This is a genomic window from Kangiella geojedonensis, from assembly GCF_000981765.1.
In the GTDB taxonomy this organism is placed as follows: Bacteria; Pseudomonadota; Gammaproteobacteria; order Enterobacterales; family Kangiellaceae; genus Kangiella; species Kangiella geojedonensis.
Genome location: NZ_CP010975.1, coordinates 657,806 through 677,576, shown reverse-complemented (window position 1 = coordinate 677,576; position 19,771 = coordinate 657,806). Strand labels below are relative to the sequence as shown.

Annotated in this window: 17 protein-coding genes; 2 read left to right on the top strand and 15 right to left on the bottom strand. The window is 44.6% G+C overall.

What is annotated here, in order from left to right; genetic code table 11:
- Positions 1–35: 35 nt before the first annotated feature.
- From TQ33_RS03145 to fadR, 5 genes are all read right to left on the bottom strand, one after another.
- Positions 36–1,964, bottom strand: a complete 1,929-nt coding sequence (locus TQ33_RS03145) for an alpha/beta hydrolase family protein (RefSeq protein WP_046560778.1) — start codon at positions 1,962–1,964, stop codon at positions 36–38.
- A gap of 6 nt (positions 1,965–1,970) precedes the next feature.
- Entirely contained in the window at positions 1,971–2,627 is a 657-nt protein-coding gene (gene tmpT, locus TQ33_RS03140; protein WP_046560777.1) for a thiopurine S-methyltransferase, read from the bottom strand.
- A gap of 25 nt (positions 2,628–2,652) precedes the next feature.
- On the bottom strand, positions 2,653–3,765 hold the full coding sequence (gene sohB / locus TQ33_RS03135) for a protease SohB (protein WP_046562259.1): 1,113 nt from the start codon (positions 3,763–3,765) through the stop codon (positions 2,653–2,655).
- Between the two features lie 162 nt (positions 3,766–3,927).
- A complete protein-coding gene (locus tag TQ33_RS03130; protein ID WP_046560776.1) occupies positions 3,928–6,084 on the bottom strand; it encodes a hypothetical protein in 2,157 nt (718 codons plus the stop codon).
- A 125-nt stretch (positions 6,085–6,209) separates the two neighbouring features.
- A complete protein-coding gene (gene fadR, locus TQ33_RS03125; protein WP_046560775.1) occupies positions 6,210–6,929 on the bottom strand; it encodes a fatty acid metabolism transcriptional regulator FadR in 720 nt (239 codons plus the stop codon).
- A 465-nt stretch (positions 6,930–7,394) separates the two neighbouring features.
- Between fadR and TQ33_RS03120 the strand changes: the two genes are divergently transcribed.
- Entirely contained in the window at positions 7,395–7,583 is a 189-nt protein-coding gene (locus TQ33_RS03120) for a hypothetical protein (protein ID WP_046560774.1), read from the top strand.
- A gap of 48 nt (positions 7,584–7,631) precedes the next feature.
- On the opposite strand, the gene TQ33_RS03115 is transcribed toward TQ33_RS03120, so the two are convergent.
- Complete coding sequence (locus TQ33_RS03115; protein WP_046560773.1) at positions 7,632–9,815, bottom strand: winged helix-turn-helix domain-containing protein; 2,184 nt, start codon at positions 9,813–9,815, stop codon at positions 7,632–7,634.
- Between the two features lie 204 nt (positions 9,816–10,019).
- On the opposite strand from TQ33_RS03115, the gene TQ33_RS03110 reads away from it, so the two are divergent.
- Positions 10,020–12,113, top strand: coding sequence for a hypothetical protein (locus TQ33_RS03110; RefSeq protein WP_046560772.1), 2,094 nt, complete (start codon positions 10,020–10,022; stop codon positions 12,111–12,113).
- Positions 12,114–12,174: 61 nt separating this feature from the next.
- Here TQ33_RS03110 and TQ33_RS03105 read toward each other — a convergent pair whose 3' ends face one another.
- The 9 genes from TQ33_RS03105 to TQ33_RS03065 are packed head-to-tail and all read right to left on the bottom strand — an operon-like array spanning position 12,175 to position 19,693.
- Complete coding sequence (locus tag TQ33_RS03105) at positions 12,175–13,866, bottom strand: Na(+)/H(+) antiporter subunit D (protein WP_046560771.1); 1,692 nt, start codon at positions 13,864–13,866, stop codon at positions 12,175–12,177.
- Complete coding sequence (locus tag TQ33_RS03100; protein WP_046560770.1) at positions 13,853–14,194, bottom strand: hypothetical protein; 342 nt, start codon at positions 14,192–14,194, stop codon at positions 13,853–13,855. The genes TQ33_RS03105 and TQ33_RS03100 overlap by 14 nt, the downstream gene beginning before the upstream one ends.
- On the bottom strand, positions 14,187–15,689 hold the full coding sequence (locus TQ33_RS03095; protein ID WP_169745461.1) for a monovalent cation/H+ antiporter subunit D family protein: 1,503 nt from the start codon (positions 15,687–15,689) through the stop codon (positions 14,187–14,189). The genes TQ33_RS03100 and TQ33_RS03095 overlap by 8 nt, the downstream gene beginning before the upstream one ends.
- Positions 15,686–17,164 carry a monovalent cation/H+ antiporter subunit D family protein gene (locus tag TQ33_RS03090; RefSeq protein WP_046560769.1) on the bottom strand — a complete coding sequence of 493 codons (1,479 nt, stop codon included), beginning with the start codon at positions 17,162–17,164 and terminating at the stop codon, positions 15,686–15,688. The genes TQ33_RS03095 and TQ33_RS03090 overlap by 4 nt, the downstream gene beginning before the upstream one ends.
- Positions 17,161–17,529 carry a cation:proton antiporter subunit C gene (locus TQ33_RS03085; RefSeq protein ID WP_046560768.1) on the bottom strand — a complete coding sequence of 123 codons (369 nt, stop codon included), beginning with the start codon at positions 17,527–17,529 and terminating at the stop codon, positions 17,161–17,163. Before TQ33_RS03085 ends, TQ33_RS03090 begins: the two co-directional genes overlap by 4 nt.
- Positions 17,526–18,569 carry a DUF4040 domain-containing protein gene (locus TQ33_RS03080; RefSeq protein ID WP_071841089.1) on the bottom strand — a complete coding sequence of 348 codons (1,044 nt, stop codon included), beginning with the start codon at positions 18,567–18,569 and terminating at the stop codon, positions 17,526–17,528. Before TQ33_RS03080 ends, TQ33_RS03085 begins: the two co-directional genes overlap by 4 nt.
- Entirely contained in the window at positions 18,538–18,924 is a 387-nt protein-coding gene (mnhG, locus tag TQ33_RS03075; protein WP_046560766.1) for a monovalent cation/H(+) antiporter subunit G, read from the bottom strand. The genes TQ33_RS03080 and mnhG overlap by 32 nt, the downstream gene beginning before the upstream one ends.
- Positions 18,921–19,205 carry a monovalent cation/H+ antiporter complex subunit F gene (locus TQ33_RS03070; protein WP_046560765.1) on the bottom strand — a complete coding sequence of 95 codons (285 nt, stop codon included), beginning with the start codon at positions 19,203–19,205 and terminating at the stop codon, positions 18,921–18,923. The genes mnhG and TQ33_RS03070 overlap by 4 nt, the downstream gene beginning before the upstream one ends.
- Positions 19,205–19,693, bottom strand: coding sequence for a Na+/H+ antiporter subunit E (locus tag TQ33_RS03065; RefSeq protein WP_046560764.1), 489 nt, complete (start codon positions 19,691–19,693; stop codon positions 19,205–19,207). The genes TQ33_RS03070 and TQ33_RS03065 overlap by 1 nt, the downstream gene beginning before the upstream one ends.
- Positions 19,694–19,771: the final 78 nt, after the last annotated feature.

The following is a 19,771-nucleotide window of genomic DNA, read 5'->3' as shown; positions in this document are numbered from 1 at the left end:
ATCCTTTTTTCTTTATGGGGACAGTATAGCAAGATTTATATTAAATACTGTTGATAAAAAGCCAATTCAGCGTTAAAAGCGCGGATTATGGTATCTGGTTTTCGGAACCCATGGCCCTCGCCCTCAAAAGTTATGTATTCGTAGGGTAAGCCCTTGTTTTCTAAAGCCTTAACCATGGCTTCTGCTTGGTTTGGCGGTACAACTTTATCCTCTAATCCTTGCAATATTAAGATTGGGCACGACAATTGATCCGTATGATTCACCGGCGATCGTTCGTGATATATCTTAGCTTGCTCTGGCCCTTTATCAGGAGCAGGGCCGACAACACTGTCAAGATAACGAATCTCAAACTTGTGACTATCTTGCGATAAAGACACTAAGTCCGCTACGCCATATCGACTCATACCCACCTTAAAAGCATCGTGGAAGGTCAATGCACACAAGGTCGTATAACCTCCAGCTGAGCCACCGCGGATGGCCATACGATCGCCGTCAACTAACCCCTGTTGCGCCAAATATTGTCCCATAGCAATACAGTCATCCACATCAACCAGCCCCCACTGGCCTTTGAGCTTATCGCGATAAACTCTGCCATAACCGGTACTACCACGGTAATTAACGTCAGCTACAGCAAAGCCTCGACTAGTCCAAAACTGCACTTTTGAGTCTAAACCACTATCTGCCATGGCTGTCGGACCACCATGACTCATCACAATTAATGGGGGTCGTTCGGAGTCTGGCCCTTGGTATTGGCTATTAGTTGGTGGGTAAAAGAAACCATGAGCTTTTTCACCACCCGAAGTAGAAAAACTAACGTGCTGCGCCTTTGAAATATCGTCATCATTCGTATTCTTATCAAGCTCTGAAATTACTTGGCTATCAATAATCTGATATTCACTATTAAGCGTGAGCTGAATGACTGACTCGGGCTGAGTCGGGTTTGCCGCTAAAAAATATACCTTAGTTTGATTATCACTAACACTCACCACCATTTGGCCGCTAAACGCGGTCCATTTGTCGGTAAGTAGACCAATGCTCTTGGTTTTTAGGTCAATTAGATACAGCGCTTGCTTGCCTTCTTTCGTCCCTATGACTAGCAGCGTCTGTTCATCGAGCTGCTGCCACACACGGCAACCAAAGACCCATTGCGGTAGGGCGAATTCGATCTCATCAAATTGATGGAGAGCTTGCTCTTGGCCTTCTTTATATAAATGCCACCAGCCTTCATAGTCAGCAGCATAAATCAGTTTATTGTGACGGGTCCAGTCAGGCTGATAAGCAGATAGCTCTTTTTGCTGCACCGCAGCTTTAGGATTTTTGATCTGTCCATCGACAATCTCAGCGGTCCAAACTTCTGTTTCATCCCAAGGCATATTCGGATGACTCCAGCATAACCAACTTAACCGCTTACCATCTGGGCTTACTCTCGGGTTGGAGTAAAAGTCATAACCTTCAGCAATGATTTGGATGCTTTGAGAACCATCAAGGTCAATTTTAACCAGTTCATTGATCACTTCATCAGACTCGTGTCGTTCTCTTACACAAACGGTAAAAGACGATGTAGTATCAATATCACCATCATTGTAACGCCAGCTACGCTTCGACGGTGGCTCGGGCGTTAAAGCAATCACCTCTAGCGTTTTAAGGTCTTGCCGATAGAGACGTTGTTGATCATCGTCCACAAACAACAAGTAGTCTTCACTCAGCCAAAAATCACCGCCACCATATTCGTGTACTCGGGTACGAACGTTATAAGGCTTTGGCGTAATATCAGTCCTCTCGCCATTGGCATAACGGACAATAACACCTCTACCCTCTTCTTCTGGCCGCCCTTCTAACCAGTACAGGGCGTTTGTAGTCGCCTGTATTTGTCCAAGGCGAGTAGATTTGCTGGCCAGTTGCTCAGCGCTGATTGGGGATTCCCACAAGCCGTAAGGCTTTACAATTTTCTGTTGTTCAGTCATACACTTCTATAATTCGTTAAAATGAATGTCATAAAGCACCTCATCCAAATAGCTTAACTCCAGCTCTCGCCACCGGGGATGCGAATCTAAGATACTGGTTCGATCGAGCTCTTTTATTGTGGCTTTGGGAAACAATCGTTCTAGCTCAGCAATGTCAACACGGAACGGTGGTCCTGACATTTCGGTAGCCACATAATCCATGGTCACGAGAAGGATTTTCCCACCACTTTTTAATAGCTTAACTAAATGCTGTGCATAAGCTGGCCTCAGCTCATCGGGTAAAGCTATTAGGGCTGCTCGATCAAAAATACGCTCGAAACGCCCGACATCATCTATTGATATATCAAAAAAGTCAGCGCACCAAAGATCAATACCTGGAGCTTGGTAGTGTGTCTTGTCACTTTCTTGGGTAACGGTTGGTGTTAACTCACTGTCCTTGAAAAAGGACTCTACCGCGACAGGATTAAACTCTACACCAATAGCATGGATGCCTTGCTCAGCAATAAAGTTAAGATCTTGGGTTTTCCCACACAGAGGCAGCAAAACACGCTCTAGATGACAAAAGTAAGTCGGGAAATACTTTGTTAGAAAGTGATGGGGAGCTGTTAGGTGGAATGGCTGGGTCGGTCGCGCCCAGCAATTACTCCAAAATTCGAAGTCCATAAAACTCCCCTTCGTAACGCTTAAATTATTTGAATAGGTCTTGGTGTGATGAGCGATGAATCAGCTTGGTTAATAACTTCTCTACACCCCGCGTTAAGCTTACCGACAAACGCTCGCTAATCGGTTTCTTGATGGTATATTTTACGGCGTAAACCTCTTTATCATCTAAGGCTTTTACAATGAGATCATCACTGGTTCCAAGCTCGTCAATTAAGCCAAGTTCTTTAGCTTTGGTGCCATACCAGTGCTCTCCAGTAGCAACCCTGTCTAAATCTAACTGTGGTCGATTTTGGTTAATGAAAGACTTGAATAACTGATGCGTGTCTTCTAAGTCTTCTTTGAACTTATCCCTGCCATGTGAGGTATTTTCACCGAACATCGTCAGTGTTCGTTTATAATCACCCGCTGTATGTTGCTCGTAGTCAACATTCGCTTTCTTCAGCAAACGGTTAAAGTTTGGCAACTCAGCCACGACACCAATAGAGCCGATGATAGCAAATGGCGCTGCGGTGATATTATCCGCAACACATGCCATCATATATCCACCACTTGCGGCGACTTCATCAACCGCAATAGTAAGCTTATAACCAGCTTGACGAATTCGTTGTAGCTGTGATGCTGCTAAGCCATAGCTATGCACCATGCCACCTGGGCTCTTCAGTCGTACCATGACCTCATCACCTTTATTCGCCGCTGATAAAATAGCGGTGATTTCTTCACGCATGGACTCAACATCACTGGCTTCAATATCGCCATCAAAGTCGATCACATAAACCCTCGTTGTCTCCTCACTAGAAGCTTCTTTCTGATCGTTCTCAGAAGTACCGTCTGGGCCGCTTTGTTTGGTCGTTTTCTTTTGCGCCTTTAGCTGCTTTTTTTCTTCTTTATCCTTTTTCTTATCTTCTTCTTTCTCTTGCTTGAGCGCTTGCTTATATTGAAGCTTAGACATCACTTCGTTTTTGATCGTTTGGCTATGGTCTTTAATGGTTTCACCAAGGTTCGTCACCTTGATTTCGCCCCGAGACACAGGGTGTTGCCTGTGGCCAGCATTAATAATCATGCCTAAAATCACAATAATGCCAATAATAATGGTGGCTGTTTTTAGTAAAAATAAGCCGTATTCAGCAATAAACTCTATCATAGTACCCTTCAATCAATGCTCGCCTTAATATCGTTCAAGTGTGGCGAAGCCATAGTATAAGCAGTGATTCTACTGCAATTTTGGGCAAATTGGATCAGAAACATCACCCATAAAAAAAGCCCTCTATAAAGAGGGCTTTTCATCCTAAAGGATAAGGCTTTAAGGTTCAATAAGCGATGGATCCGTAATTTCAATCAAAACACCACCAGAAGCAATGAACTTGGCAATCGCATTCTGAATCAATGTAGTCTGATCGATGAACTGAGTCGCACCACCTGGGCCTGCTGGAGTCAACGGAGTCGCATGTGTACCTGTAGAGACTTTAATTGAACCTCGGCTTGATTGAGTCGTATCAGTGACTACTGGCAACCCATACAGTGCTGCATGAGGTGTGTTACCAGCTAATGGCGCGCCATCTACCGTGTTGGTTACAACCGTATCACCTTGAACCTGAATTCCGAGCGTCGGCTTGTTATTAGCGATAGCTATTGCTGCATAATTCACTGGGTCAGCTGAATCAACAACCGTTTGTGCTGCGAACATGAATGGCGCCAACACTTGCGAATTAAATGCTGGGTCATCAACCGCAATACCCGTTGAAGCAGAAAGACCGCCACGGATTACTGGGCCAAAGGTTGGAGAACCGTTTAGTAACTGAGCGATGCTACCTGATGTAGTTGCTAAAACACCCTGCTGAACGTTAGCCGATAACGCCATGTAATCCGAACCGACGATACCGCCTAATGAGTGACCAAAGAAGCTAATCTTCGAGCTGTCAAAATCAGCAATAGTGTCGCCATTAACGTCCATATTGCCAATCTCGGCTTCTAACGCTAATAAATCTAAGACACCTTGGCGCACGTTATCACGCGAAACCAACAAGTTTTGTAGGTTAATGAAATGAGCACCTGAACTATCGTTAATACCGTCAGGACCTGGAGCAGAAGTGTCATTATCAACATAGTCCACGCCGAATGTACGCTCACGAGCACCACCTTCTGCATAGCCCTCGAAAATACCGATTAAGCCACCACTCGCTTGCTGTAAGCCAAGGTGGACTGGGTTATCAGCCGCAATACCGTGCAACGGTAAGTCCATCGCCACAACCGCAGTACAAGCGCTTGCCATGGTATCTGCAATACCTAGCATCGCTGTACGATCACTAGTAATACCGTGCTGGAAAATCATCACTGGATAAGGTGTTGGACATTGTGGGTTTTTAGGCAAAGATACCAACAATGGAACCGACTCTTCACCTGTTCTTTGAGGTAAAGGGTTAGCGTATGTAATGTTAACACCCGCAAATGGGTTTGCCATCAAGCCACCTTGGCCATTCGGCACCATGTCGGCACCGACCCACTGCTCATCTAATGGAGCTGTCGGGTTAGTCATTGACGGAGCAGTTAATAAGTAAGGTAAGGTGAATTCACCTTTATATAAATTCGCAGCACCAATACCAGTAAACGGTGTAGTGTCTGTCATCAGGCTTGAAAAGCTCGAGGCCCCTGCTGTCGCTAGAGGAGAATCCACGTAAACACTTTTAGAAGCAACCAAAGAGTCAGCAACAGACTGAACCGTGAATTGGTACGCTAGAACGACGTCATCACGAACCACGCCAGCACCCTCGGCGGCCGCTAGCATTGCGTTCACTAGTTGACGGACAGGCTCTAGAGCTGCAGTAGCAGAGCCTTCAGGAATTGGGTCTGTTGACTTAGCGATAGAAAATTGTGTATCTGAAATAACCGCATTGCCATTAACGTCAGTAACGCCATTAGTGACGACTACCATATAGCTCGCTTGAGGCTCAAGCGGCGCTAGTGGAACCACACCAATTGCTGCAGGGCCATTTGGAGCAGCTACAAACTCAGTACCAGCGGCTAGTTCAGCTTCAACGCCGGTCACTGGGCCCGTAGGGCCAGGGATACCTGAACCTTCGATGACTTCACCACGCGCTGTCGTTACCTTGAATATACGAACGTTTTGTCCTGGAGCGATAGAATTACCATCAATAGCACCGCGAAACTCGATGTTAAACGGCGCATGAGTTGACCAACCGTCAAGGCCACTTATCGCATTCTGAGGATCTGACTTATCAGTAGGATCATCCGTTGGGATGTTAAGTGTTAAGTCGGCAGAGCCGCTGAATAACAAATCGTTTGGAACTGGGATTTCACCATCCCCAGGAGCATAGACTGGAGCAATAAATTTGGTATTACCATCACCGGAACCCGGTACTTTTGGTTCAGCTGGGCCATCACTACACGCAGTCAGCACAAGGCTACTGATCAGCGCGACTCCGTAAAATGCTTTCTTCATTTCTAACTCCCGTTCTAGTGAAACGTTTTATACGGCTTTTAACCGATAGTTATGTTTATATAAAAAATTGATCTAATCCTACTCTGTAAAGCCCCCTATTGGCAAGTGGACTTACCAGCTGGATATTAGCCAATTTCACTAAAGGACTTCATTTCGCCTTTAGCCTTATTCCAAAGATCACCACTTTGATGACCATATTCCCAAAGAATCTCAACAACCTTATCCGCATCTTCATCTTTAATAGCGATCTCAAGCTGACGGTAATAGTTATACGCTAAACGTCGAGTTTGCTCCCAGCCGAAATAGAAGCGACCAATTTTGTAATAGACCGACTCAAAACCATTTAATAGTAAAGTATAAATAGGGTTGCCAGATGCTCGTGTGGCGGTATGGTGGAAGTGCCAGTCGAAATCAATATAGGCTTCCGCTGTATTGCCCACGCTATCCAAAGTAGCTAACACGTCCAACATTTTCTCTGCACCGTTTTTCACAGCATCACGTAAGAAAATACTGGCAATCGATGTCCTCGCACGCAGCAAATTATCAGCCAAGGTCATTGAACCGGCATCATCTAGAGTGACCAAGGTGTCCAACACATTGAGTGTAGCTGACTGCCAAATGTCGTTAACCTTGGTTGGCTTACCATGTTGAATCGTTAACCAACCATCACGAGCCAAGCGTTGTAACACTTCTCGTAACGTAGTTCTTGTGACCCCAATAATTTCCGCCAGCTCTCGTTCAGCTGGTAAAATCGTGCCTGCTGGAAACTTGCCATTCCAAATAGACTCGACGATGTATTGCTCAGCAAATGCTGCTGGCGTTAATGCTTTAGCTGTAGAAGCCATCAGCCGTCCCCACTTAATTAATATTAAAATAACTGGTAAGAGGTCATCTCTCACCTTGTTTTTAGCATATAGCGTCAATCATTTCCAGCAGCAACAGTCGCGGCTGCTCAAATGTGCTCTTATGTGTACCCCGCACAAGAGACCGCCTTGCAGTATCTTATTTGATACGCAATCGATGTAAAATACCTTAAAAGGCTACAAAGATAAACCTTATAACAGAGCGCTAGCGAGAAAGAACGCTCAGAATTTTATCTATTTCACGACTATCGGAACAATAGTAAATAACCCAGCAAGCCCACGTTACTCTCAGAAAGCCCCATCCTTAACTTTCCATTAAAAAAACATTAAGCAAGATAGCTAGTCAAAACTCCCCCCTAGATTTAGACTAATTGGTGCTTACATGAAGCTCTAAACACAACAACAGATACAAATAAGAATCCAACCCACACTTGAAGGAGATACACAATGAAACTATTAATTTCAGTCCTAATTGCTTTAGTTCTTGGTACGGGATTTTCATCAGTGAATAGTGACGTATTTACAGCACCAGCCCCAGTGCAGTTCCAAGCTGATGAACCGCCTGCTACCGGTAATGATGGAGAAGACACATCAGAACGAGGCCTAATGTGTCGCTTATTTGGTTACTTTTGTTAATTCGATAACGATAACAAAAAGCTGCTATTGAGCTTTGCCGCAGTTGCGTCAAGGCTTCAATAGCACTAATGAGGACTGAGCTTGAATGTTCCGTTGATATAATAATTTATCCGCTTGATGGGAAATGGATATCTGCCAAGGTGAGCCAAAGTAATACTGAATAAACTCTCTTTCTTGCTGCTTCACATCAAAACGATAGATGGCCATCTTAGGAAATTCATCCGATAGGTAATACAGGTTACCTTCTCTCAGATAAATACTGTTACTGCTGAAGATATCGACATTATCCAAAACCATGTGCTCTTGCCTAGTACTGTAATCTTGATACCACAGTCCTTGCGTATGGTACTTCAGGTAGTAAACCCCTCGAGCCTGCGGTGATTCAAAAGCCCCATAGCCACCTTTAAAAGTCACTTGCTCAACATCACTACCGAGTAATGACATACGATAAACCTGCCAATCACCATCCTTATCTGACGAAACCAGTACCCCCTTCCCGTCATTAGTCCATGATTCGCCTTCTATTGACTCACCTTCTTGAGCCTGATAAATCGACCTCAAAGCGTTATTACTTCCTCCGACTGATAACTGGTATAAGGTTTTGTTGTGAATAAACAGTAACGCCTCATCATTTGGAGACCAGCGTAACCGTCGAATATCATAGCTTTTCTCAAAATCCGTTAACTGAACCTCACTACCGTCAGTGTTTTTTAACCAAACCTGAACCTCTCCAGTTCGTCTAGAAACAAAAGCGACTTTATCGGAAGTATTCGCATATTCTGCATAATTGTCGATAGAACTTGATGAGATCACGGTGAGTGGCTTTCCCTCCCCTTGGATATTGCCCCCTAAACCTTCAGCAACAATATCAACAATTTTACGTCCAGTGACCACTGCCAACTCGGATTTAGTCGGTGAATAAGTCGGAAATGTAATCGCTTCAACGCTTTTGGCGATATTCTTTTCAATATTCATTGACAGATCGTAGGCGTCAATTTCTTTTGAATTTCTATTATAAATCAAAGCTCTACCATCATTAGACCAATCAAAATAACGATTCCAACCAACAAGTTTTCTTTCGGTTTTTGTTTTAAGGTCTTTTAAATCAAGAACATCAATGTAACTATCTCGCCAATTAACATCTCGTAGGATAGCTAAGCGATGATTATTTGGAGACAATTTGATACCAAGAGCTCCACGGCTTTCACCCTGAGAATAATTCGTTAACTGCTCAACTTTTCCCGTTTGAATGGTCAACTTAAAAATCTGTAAAGGTGAAACCTTAGTTTCTGCACTGGTATAGAAGATGTGTTTTCCATCACTCGCCCACACCAAGTCATTATGTTGCAGCACTCCAAAACACTCGGCCAGCGATCCTTCGGCTAAATCATCTTCCGCTGCGGCTTTATTGACGATTGGAACTGCAACAATATCAATCTGACATCGTTGATTGTCATAGCGCATTAACGCTAGCTGATTGCCTCTTGGCGACCATGTCGGTTTGAGTTCATCCGTCATATCATCGGTAATTTGATACAAACGACCGTCGACAAGGGACTCTACATACAGGTCCCAATCACCTCCCATCCGGTCTTGATAACTAAAGGCTATGTACTGACCGTCCGGTGAAAAACTTGGATCCCGAATGGTTCCTTCTAAAGTAATTAAAGGCGTCGATCGGTAATAGCTGGTCATTGAACTATAAAAGTAAAGCTTAACAGCAAAAATGCTCAGCAAGGTGATGAGAATGCCGCTTAATGACCACTTTACTGTCTTTTTCCATGTCGGCATTAGCTGCCCACTACCGCTTTTTACAGTAGAAGCTTTCTGTGCTAGTTCCTGCTCTTTAGTAGCAATTTCAACATCAAGAGACTCTAGAATTTGTTCTTGATTAGTGGTGTTGGGATTTTCGATTTCTGGTATCTGCTCAACCGAGCAAATCAACTGATAACCTTTTTTCCTAATAGTTTTAATGTATTCCTGACCAGCATCCTTAGCCAAAGTCTGACGCAGCTTGTTAATAATTCTATAAACGGCATGGTCACCGACGATACGACCTTTCCATACCGCATCGATTAACCGTTCACGACTAACCACTTGCTCCGGGTGTTGAGTAAAATAAACCAATACATCCATCGCCAACGGCTCGATGAAAAAATCCGTATCATTAAAACGTAATTTATTGTTATCAGGATAGACGAACCAATTCCCAATCTTGATTGTTACGGGCATAAAGTAGGGGCTTCTCTTTCAGCTATAAAGTTTAATCAACGCAACTCATTGATAAACATATAAAATCGTTATTTTTGTGATTCTTCAATTAAACTACCATTAAATTACAATTAACAAAGTATCACAACGACATCAGCTAACTTTTTGCAGATTATGCGACCTTGTAACGGCCTAATTCACAAATATATAAGGTTGATACAATCTATGAAAACACTTAAATGTCTAACTGTGGCGTCTCTTGTGCCTTTGCTTTGGATTTCCACAACGCAAGCACAAGAAAAAGAGCAAGTCACTTCAACACAAAAAGCAGAGCTTCAAAGAATTGAGCCTTGCATCGAACCCCTAAGCGGCCCCAATGAGATTCAGCGTGTCGATGAGATTATCCCCATTGATGACTGCGATGGCGGTGGCGGTGGTTCAACAGGGCCTTACGTACCACCCGGAACACCATCATCAATAACCTCACCCGTTTACACTAATGACAACAATTATCGTGTGACTTGGCAACCTGGGTATGGCGGTGGTTATTCAGTTAGAAATGAATTATACGTCCAAACTAATAATGGCAGCTGGTCTAAGGTATATGACGGATACGGCAGTAGCAAATACTTTACAGAATCTGCTGGTAAGAAGATCAAGCGCCATCGCGTACGTTCTTGTAACTCTAAAGGCTGTAGTAGCTATCGTTATAGCAACAAAATGATTGTTAACTACAAACCCAAGCCTAATCTATACTCCAAATACAGTTTCTTAAGCACTTTAGATCAGAAAAACAATACTTATCAAGCAGGTGCACAAAGCTTTAAGACTGTGCTATCTCGTGATACCCCTGCTGGGCAAACGTCTGGGACTTTCAGCACTACCACTAACCAAGACCGCTTCTTTTTAGGTGATGGTTATGACTTAGTTCGTGGTGCGCTCAAAGAAACTTGTCTCAACGTTGAGCACCCTGACTTTGAAATTGTGCAAAACCCGCCATTACAGCCGAGTACTTTCGGCATTGACTACGTCAATAATAATCGTCATTTAGCAGAATTATTAGAAGTATCGGCATCTGCTAAAGTGGGCTTTACTGGCGATGACTTTAGCTTAGGGTTATCCGGTGAAAAAGAACGTTACGTTAAGTCGGTATCAGATGAGCAACATGTACGTTTTGTCGTAAAAGTTAAAAACCGTCGCGAATTCTGGAAACTTAACACACCAACTGATGCTATCTACCCTCAACTGGTTAATCAGGTGTTATCACCTAATGATGACGAAGCAAAAGCGGACTTCCGTGAGCGCTGCGGCGATAACTTTATCAGTAGTGCAAACCTAGGCTCTGCGCTGTATCTAGTCTTTATGTTTGATGCTAAAAAGTACAGCTATGAAGAGCGTGAATCCAAAAAAGCGGAACTGGGCTTAAAAATTGGCGACATTTTCTCAGCCAATGGTGCCGCAGGGTCTTCAAGCTCTCTTAAACAAACCCTTGATAACTTACAGGTCACCATTAATGCCGATCAAGTTGGTGGGCCTCCAGGACTTGCCGCTAGCATCACTACTGCAAACGTCATGGATAAGTACAACCAGTTCGTTCAAAACACCTCTGAAAGTAACTGGGCTGCCGTAGACTTTGCCACGACTAACTATCAACGCCCAACCGTTTACAACAACTTCGATCACAGTGAGATTTTCGCAGATTATCGTGGAACTCAGGGTATTCTCGCACAAATGCGTCGCTGGTTAGATATCAGTGTTCAACACCGCGAACGTTGTGACCCTTGGGGGGATTATGGGCAGTCAACGCCATACCAGTGTGGAAGCTCGCAAGCTGAAATTATCATTGCCATGGATACGTGTCGCGACACTCGTGAATGGGACAACTGTAAACACCCGGTAACGTACAACACAGGCAATATCAGTATTACCGTTCCTGGCACCAACCTACTAAACTGGTTAAACGCTAATGTTAAAAAGCTAAACCAAGAATCTGTGTCTGAATATTTTGATCATCACGTTCACAGAGGGTCAATCCAAGTAAACGACTTAACTTGTTTATCCGCGTCGTCATGCTTCGCCAACAAACATCGTGGCTTTGGCGCAGGCATTGGTAAAGGTTTTAATGTTCAGACTTTTGAATATGACAACCCGAAAGGCAGTGGCCGCAAACACAATATTTCACCACAATACTGTGTCCGCTCAGAAGCTTACCTTAAAACTGGTAACCCTCCGTTTGGCGATACAACTGCAGACTGGAGATATCGAGTGAACTTTGAAGGTGTTTGCCCAGAAACTGAGAACTTCGTGATTGTTCAATAAACTACGTTTTTCAAGCAACAAAAAAGCCGGCGAATGCCGGCTTTTTTAATCGTTAACACTTCTACCAAAAGCTCAATATCAAAAATACGGCCAACAGTATACTGACCCAAATCACCATACTGCCTGATAGTTGTGTTCTAGATAGAATACCGTCTGGCTCATGGCGCGCTACTAAACCAAGCACCCCATTCACGCCTCGCATAAAGATACCTCGAACGGCTCTATCAGCGGCCCAGAACATAGCAAAGAATGGCGTCAGTATCGCTGGGAATAATCGACGGTAGAACCAATCAATATCCAAGTTAACCGACGGCAACTCGGGTGGGTACATATTGCGTAAGTTCAACCACACGAAGGCCAGTGCCGAGAAGAACAGAAGCTGAGTTTGTGTTAATACGTGAGTCGCATCATAAGGATTATACCCTGTATCGAATGGTAACAGGCTGTACAGCGCCTGCGGGTAAACACCAATCGCAACACACAAAACAGCCGCAATACTCATCGCAAACAGCATATTCTTAGGTGGCTCTGAAGTACGAATACCAGAGTCATGCGCAAAGAATGCAAAATACGGAATCTTGATACCCGCATGGTGGAACACACCCGCCGCTGAGAATAACAACAGTAACCAGGCCCAGCCATAACCGTTATTCAGCGCAGCCGACATCACCATCGACTTACTGACGAAACCACTAAATAGCGGGAAAGCGGAAATAGAGGCGGCACCAACCATACATAAAATCGCGGTCTTTGGCATGGTCTTGTAGAGACCACCAAGCCTTGAACCATCGATTTTACCGGTCATGTGCAAGACGGCACCCATCGACATGAATAGCAGACCTTTAAACAGGATATCGTTGAACGCGTGAGATACGGCACCGTTAACCGCTAGGGCTGTACCAATACCGATACCCACCACCATGAAACCAATCTGGTTAATCATGCTGTAAGCCAATACACGACGCAGGTCATTCTCAATAACCGCGAAGAAGATTGGGAAGCACGCCATGATAACGCCAATATAAACCAATAACTCAGTGCCCGGGTAAGCGCGAGCCAGTGCATACACGGCAACCTTCGTGGTGAAAGCACTCAAGAAAACCGTACCCGTTGGTGTTGCTTCTGGGTACGCATCAGTTAACCAGTTGTGCAACATCGGGAAGGCACACTTGATACCAAAGGCGATAAAGATTAACCAACTCGCGGTATCATTTAGGCCAATAAACTCGAAGTTAATCGACTGGTGCTTATAGGCGTAGAACACAATTCCGACTAATAACACCACGCCCGATAGGACTTGAATGATTAAATAACGAAGGCCTGCAATATAAGCTCGCTCAGTGCGTCGCGCCCAAATCAAAAAGACTGAGGTAACGGCTAGCAATTCCCAGAAGATAAACAGGGTTATCAAGTCCCCGGCAAACACGGCTCCAATAGCACTACCGGCGTACAATAAGCCACTGACTTGTTGCAACGTATCTTTAACGTGCAAAGCGAATAGCATGCAGATAAAGGCTGCAATGTGGAAAATATAACCAAATAACAGGCTCAGCTTATCGACTTCAAAGACTTCGAGTTCAAAGTTGAGGAAACTAAAGCTTAATATGGTCCCCACTGGCACGGTCAATAAATGCAGGCCGCTCAACACTGGTGTGATTAATAACACCGCCTGACGAACCTTTCCGGTAGTGACTAAAGCAATCAGTGCGCCAATAAAGAACGGGACAAACGCTGGTAACTCAGGCATCCACATCGTTACCTCCTTGCGCTTGCACAGTTTCTTTTGATTGATTTAATGGCGCTGGGTGCTGCTTCTTTTCAATCTTGTCGTAATAATCTTCGTCACGCATCAAAAAAGTTCTCATCCACTTTGCGACTAATACCAAGACAACACAACCCACAAAGCCATAGATCGGGTAAAAGCCAAACAGCTCTTCCCACGAATGGTAAATGTGGCGGTGAATCACAAACTCGAGTAAGACTAATATCGCACAGCAGGCATACACAATGTATAGCAAACGTTTTACGTTTTTAGGATTATCAAATAAGTACTGTTTCTCGTTATCGTTTTGCTTATCCATTAGTCCCTCCAGCGACGCTTGCAAGCGACTCAGCTAAGCCATAGAAAACTTGAGGCCAGAAAAAGAAAACCATCGTCATAATCGCAGTAATACTCAATGCTAATAAACTGGGCCAAGGGGCCTCTTTAACTTGGTCACGTTGGATAGTAACCACGCTACGCTCACCATCAAAGAAGGCGCGTAACGGAATTGGTAACAAGTAAGCGATGTTAAGCAGTGAGCTGATCATCAAAATAATCATCACGGCTAACTGATCCGCTTCCAACGTTCCCATGAATAAATACCATTTGCTCCACATACCCGCAGCTGGCGGTAACCCAATAATGCTCATACTGCCGATAAAGAACGCAATCATGGTAATCGGCATGGATTTACCAAGACCGCGCATGTCGCTAATCTCAGTTTTGTGGGCAGCAACCATGATCGCGCCGGCACAGAAGAATAAGGTAATCTTACCGAAAGCGTGAGCCACGATATGCAAGGCACCGCCTAAAACACCGGCTTGGGTTGCTAATAAAGCACCAATAGTGATGTAACCCAGCTGCCCTACTGTTGAGTAGGCTAAACGCTTTTTTAGGTTATCTTGGCGCATCGCAACTAACGAGGCTAATAGCACGCCTGCCGTGGCTAGGTATAACAACCAATCGGTAATCGCTAGGTCAGCCAGTAAGTCAATACCAAAAATATACACGCACACTTTCAGGATAGTGAAGACACCCGCCTTCACTACTGCCACTGCGTGTAATAACGCACTGACCGGTGTCGGCGCGACCATTGCAGCCGGTAGCCAACGATGGAAAGGCATCACAGCGGCTTTGCCGATACCGAAAATAAAGAGTACCAATAGCACCGATAGCACTGTTTTAGACGTAGTCGTATCAAAAACACCACCTTGCACGAAAGTGAGTGTTTCAGCTTCAGCCCAAGTGCCAATAATCGCGAATAGGAAGAATAGAATAGAGGTACTCAACAAGATGGATAAGTAAACTCGGCCACCATGTCGCGCCTTGTCTGTGCCCGCGTGAGTCACCAACGGATAGGTTGAAAGGGTCAGTACTTCATAGAATACGAATAAGGTGAATAAATTATCCGCAAAGGCCAAGCCCATCACGCCTGAGATCGCAATGGCGAAACAGCAGTAAAAACGAGTTTGATTCGTTTCGCCATGGCCACGCATGTAGCCTATTGCGTACACTGACGTCACTAACCACAATGAGCCTGCAACTAAGCTGAATAATACACCCAAAGGCTCTGCTCGGAACGCTATATCCAGCCCAGGCATCAGCTCCCACCAATGAACATATGGCGCTTTCCCAGCGTCAAAACCTTGGTAGAAAGCGATAACCGCGATTAACAACAGGCCACCGACGATAAGCGTCGCAGCCTCACGCAAGTTTGGCGTTTTGTGGAACAATAAAATTCCAGGGATCGCCAGTAGTGGCAAAATGATGATCCATTGCATTAATAGGTCTTGAGTCATGATTGCGTCTATCATCGAACGCCCCCAAACAACAATTCTGCGGTTTTCTCTGAAACACCAGCGGTAAAGCTGGTATCAATACCGAAGTAAATATTCGCTATCACAAAAATCCACGCGGGAATGAGGATGGCCAACGGCGCCTCTTTGTAAGCTTGATTATTTTGTAGCGCTGGCTTGAAGTAAGCGACTTCAACAAGACGCCAGATATAAGCCATCGCCAACAGAGAACCAACTAACACCAACACAGCAACCGGCCACATATTACTCTCTAATAACGCTAAGACCAGATACCACTTGCTGACAAAACCGACCGTCAGAGGCACGCCGATCAAGCTCAAGCCACCGACTAAAATCGCTGCCATGGTCCAAGGCATTTGACGCCCGAGTCCAGCGAACGCTTTAATATTCACGCTACCCACTCGATAGACCACGCCCGCTAAAGCCAAGAAGATGGCGCTTTTCATCAGAGCATGATTAAACAGGTGTAACATCGTCGCTGTTAAGCCCGTTTTTGAACCGACACCAATGCCTAATATCATGTAGCCAATTTGACTGACACTGGAGTAGGCAAACAAGCGCTTAACGTTAGTCTGATAAATCGCCACGATTGACGCTGCAATCACACCAAGCAGTCCCAAGCTGACCAATATTTCAGTCAAAGGAAGATGCGCAAAGGAGAACTCGAAGCCATAGACCGAGAATATAAAGCGTAGCAGGACGTAAATCGCCACTTTAGTCGCCGTCGCAGCCAAGAATACGGTTGCGATTGATGGCGCATAAGCATAAGCGTTAGGCAACCATAGGTGTAACGGGAATAAAGCCAGCTTTAAGCAAACACCCACCAAGAAAAACGCAAACGCTGTGAATATAGTTTTCGTATGCTCAACTTCTGGTAAGCGCTCCGCAAGATCGTACATATTCAGAGTACCAGTCATCATGTACATCAGACCAATACCAATCAATATGAAGGTCGCCCCAATGGTCCCCATAATCAGATACTGATAGGACGCCCACAATGAACGACGGTCATTACCCATGGCAATCATGGTGTAAGACGCTAATGAAGAAACCTCTAGGAATACAAATACATTAAAGGCATCACCTGTCGCAACGATACCCAGCAGGCCTGTGAGGCACAGCATGTATGCGATGTAGAAATAGGTGATTTTTGACTCTGAAATTTCTTTGGTCAAGCTTTTGCCAGCCGCCATCAACGTAATAGTGCTGATTGAAGTGACCAGTATCAGCAAATAAGCATTCAGCTCATCAATCCGATACTCAATACCGATTGGCGCTTCCCAGCCTCCTAGCGAATAAACCAGTGTGCCGTGTAGATTGACTTGCTGGAGCAGCATAATGCTGATGACAAAAGCCATGACGTTGGCGATTAATACAAACCAACGTACCAGACGCGCTTCCTTTAGAATGAAGCATATTGGAGCTGCAAGTAATGGAATGATTACCTGCAAAATAGGTAAATGTTGAATCACTCTGCAGAACCCTCTTGCTGTAAATCTTTTTCTTGAATCACGTCTTCTTCAACGGTGCCATAAGCTTCTTTAATTCGCACCGCTAAAGCCAAGCCTAGCGCTGTGGTAGCAACGCCAACAACAATCGCCGTCAGGATTAATACGTGAGGTAAAGGGTTTGAGTAAATGGTGTATCGATCATCAAGAATTGGCGCAGTTCCGCCAATCACTTTACTGATACTGATGTATAGAATAAACACCGACGTCTGGAAAATCGTTAACCCCATCAGCTTTTTGATTAAATTACCGTGTGCAATCACGATATAAAAACCGCTCATCATGAGGAAAATGACAATCCAGTAATTATATTGTTCTAGAAAGCTCATGCAGTCCCCTCCTTCGTACTCGAATTGGAGTTGGTTTTGCCGATTCTTCTAGCAAAGGTTAAGAAGATCAAAATCATCGCTGTCGCAACCGTAATACCCACGCCCAGCTCAATAATGATGATACCGACATGTTGTCCAGTAATATCATTCTCCGCTAGAACGCTGTAATTCAAGTAGTTGCCACCATTAAGCATACTCACAATACCGACGCTACCGTAAATCAAAACGCCAAGTGCAGCCAAAATTTTAACCACTGGCATCGACACCGCCTTGCGCGTTTGCTCAATGCCAAATAACATGGCGTAAAGAATAATGCTCGAAGCAAAAATAACACCCGCTTGGAAACCACCACCAGGGCCATACTCGCCGTGAAATTGAACATATAACGCGAATAACATAATGGGTGGGATTAGAATTTTGCTCACAATACGCAAAATCTTATGCTGGAACATTGGCGCAGGTCTTTCAGCGACTTCATTCTCTTTGCGCGAAAACTCAAGTAATGCCAAAACACCGATCACCGCAGTAAACACCACGACCACTTCGCCAAAAGTATCGAAGCCACGATAACTGGCTAATACCGAGGTAACGATGTTAGGAATATCAATATCTTCACCCGACTGCATAATGTAGTAAGGGCCTACGTGAACTTGCGCCGGTGCCGTGTCTGAGCCAAATGCCGGCATGTCCATAGTCCCGATAATCAGCATAACTCCGGTAACAATGACAACACTTAAAGCAATTTTCGGATGATGTAATTTACGATTCTCGAAGCGTCCGGTCATGGTCAGGGTCGTCACCATCAAAATGGTTGAAATTCCCGCACCAACAGCCGCTTCCGTAAAGGCCACATCAACAGCATCCATTAAGACAAAGAAGGCTGCCGACAATAGACTGTAAATCCCCGTCAACATCACTGAAGCGAACAGATCCTTAGTGAAGGCTAAGGACAGAGCAGTAATTGCTAAGAACGCCAGCAGGATGACATTAATTAAAATCTCTATGGCTCTACTCCTTATTCTTATCTGTGTCAGGCGCATCTGTACGCCCAAAATTATTCAATACATCAGCGTCCTTCTCGTCTTGTTTACTTCCTAGCTTTGGTCGTAAACCACCGTGCAAGGCCGCTTTAGCTAATGCGTGACTGCCTGTTGGGCTGGTGAGTAATATAAACAATAAAACGAGCACCAATTTCACCAACACTAAGTACTGGCCATCCACTTGCAGCATCAAACCTAGCAAAACCAAGGTCCCGCCAAGCGTGTCCGTCACACTCGCCGCATGCATACGGCTAAAGAAGTCGGGGAAACGGTGCATTCCGATGCCGCCAGATACACAAATAAAGCCACCCAGCAATAAAAGTCCCCAGCTTAGACCATCGATTAATTCACTCATTGCTGATCCTCTTGGTTATCTGCAACAGTTTCGACTTGCTTGTATTCAAAGAAGCGTAATACGCCGATCATGGCAATAAAGTTAATTAGGGCATAAACCAAAGCGATATCTAAAAACTCAGGGCGCCCCATTAAGAAGCCCAAGATAGCAATAAACAGTACGGTTTTAGTGCCAAAGGCATTAACCGATAGAATACGGTCGTAAAGTGTTGGCCCCATAAGCGCTCGCAATAACGCAAGCACCATTGCAACCAATATAGCAATAGCTGCTGCTAGAAACATTATTCCTCCAAACGCTTAACACGACGATCCATCTCACCACCGAGTAAGTATTGAATACCGTCATAAGAAAGAGCATAAACAATCAGAGTATCGCCTTCGATATCCAGCGTCGTCGTACCTGGCGTTAGGGTGATTGAGTTCGCATAGATAGTCTGACCCATCTCTGTTTTTTGGCTGGTTGGAATCCTAGCCACAACAGGATTGATAGACTTAGGCCCTTGCCAGATCCGCTTAACGACAGTGACATTGGACTGTATCAAGGTTTTCAGTAACCACAACCAATAGACAACAATACGACGACTCACCTGCAACGGTTGAGACTCTTCATCAACGATGTCTAATCGATAAGCCATAAAGACGACAAATGCCACCGACACCGCGCCTAAAGAAAGTAGTAAACCGTTAAAGTAACCCGAGTTACCTATCCATATAAGCGACAGCACAATGATCAAGCTGATGATGTAACGAAAGCTATTGTTTTTTTTCATCTAGTCTTAATGTACCTAATCTGAACAATAAAAAAGCTCCGCAAGTGGCAGGAGCCTCCACATCAAAAAGTGCGTTAT

Bases quoted from the DNA above. Each gene is read 5' to 3' on its own strand.
- TQ33_RS03145 (WP_046560778.1), bottom strand. From the start codon at position 1,964: ATGACTGAACAACAGAAAATTGTAAAGCCTTACGGCTTGTGGGAATCC.
- tmpT (WP_046560777.1), bottom strand. From the start codon at position 2,627: ATGGACTTCGAATTTTGGAGTAATTGCTGGGCGCGACCGACCCAGCCA.
- TQ33_RS03130 (WP_046560776.1), bottom strand. From the start codon at position 6,084: ATGAAGAAAGCATTTTACGGAGTCGCGCTGATCAGTAGCCTTGTGCTG.
- fadR (WP_046560775.1), bottom strand. From the start codon at position 6,929: ATGGCTTCTACAGCTAAAGCATTAACGCCAGCAGCATTTGCTGAGCAA.
- TQ33_RS03120 (WP_046560774.1), top strand. From the start codon at position 7,395: ATGAAACTATTAATTTCAGTCCTAATTGCTTTAGTTCTTGGTACGGGA.
- TQ33_RS03115 (WP_046560773.1), bottom strand. From the start codon at position 9,815: ATGCCCGTAACAATCAAGATTGGGAATTGGTTCGTCTATCCTGATAAC.
- TQ33_RS03110 (WP_046560772.1), top strand. From the start codon at position 10,020: ATGAAAACACTTAAATGTCTAACTGTGGCGTCTCTTGTGCCTTTGCTT.
- TQ33_RS03105 (WP_046560771.1), bottom strand. From the start codon at position 13,866: ATGTGGATGCCTGAGTTACCAGCGTTTGTCCCGTTCTTTATTGGCGCA.
- TQ33_RS03100 (WP_046560770.1), bottom strand. From the start codon at position 14,194: ATGGATAAGCAAAACGATAACGAGAAACAGTACTTATTTGATAATCCT.
- TQ33_RS03095 (WP_169745461.1), bottom strand. From the start codon at position 15,689: ATGATAGACGCAATCATGACTCAAGACCTATTAATGCAATGGATCATC.
- TQ33_RS03085 (WP_046560768.1), bottom strand. From the start codon at position 17,529: ATGAGCTTTCTAGAACAATATAATTACTGGATTGTCATTTTCCTCATG.
- TQ33_RS03080 (WP_071841089.1), bottom strand. From the start codon at position 18,569: ATGCGCCTGACACAGATAAGAATAAGGAGTAGAGCCATAGAGATTTTA.
- mnhG (WP_046560766.1), bottom strand. From the start codon at position 18,924: ATGAGTGAATTAATCGATGGTCTAAGCTGGGGACTTTTATTGCTGGGT.
- TQ33_RS03070 (WP_046560765.1), bottom strand. From the start codon at position 19,205: ATGTTTCTAGCAGCAGCTATTGCTATATTGGTTGCAATGGTGCTTGCG.
- TQ33_RS03065 (WP_046560764.1), bottom strand. From the start codon at position 19,693: ATGAAAAAAAACAATAGCTTTCGTTACATCATCAGCTTGATCATTGTG.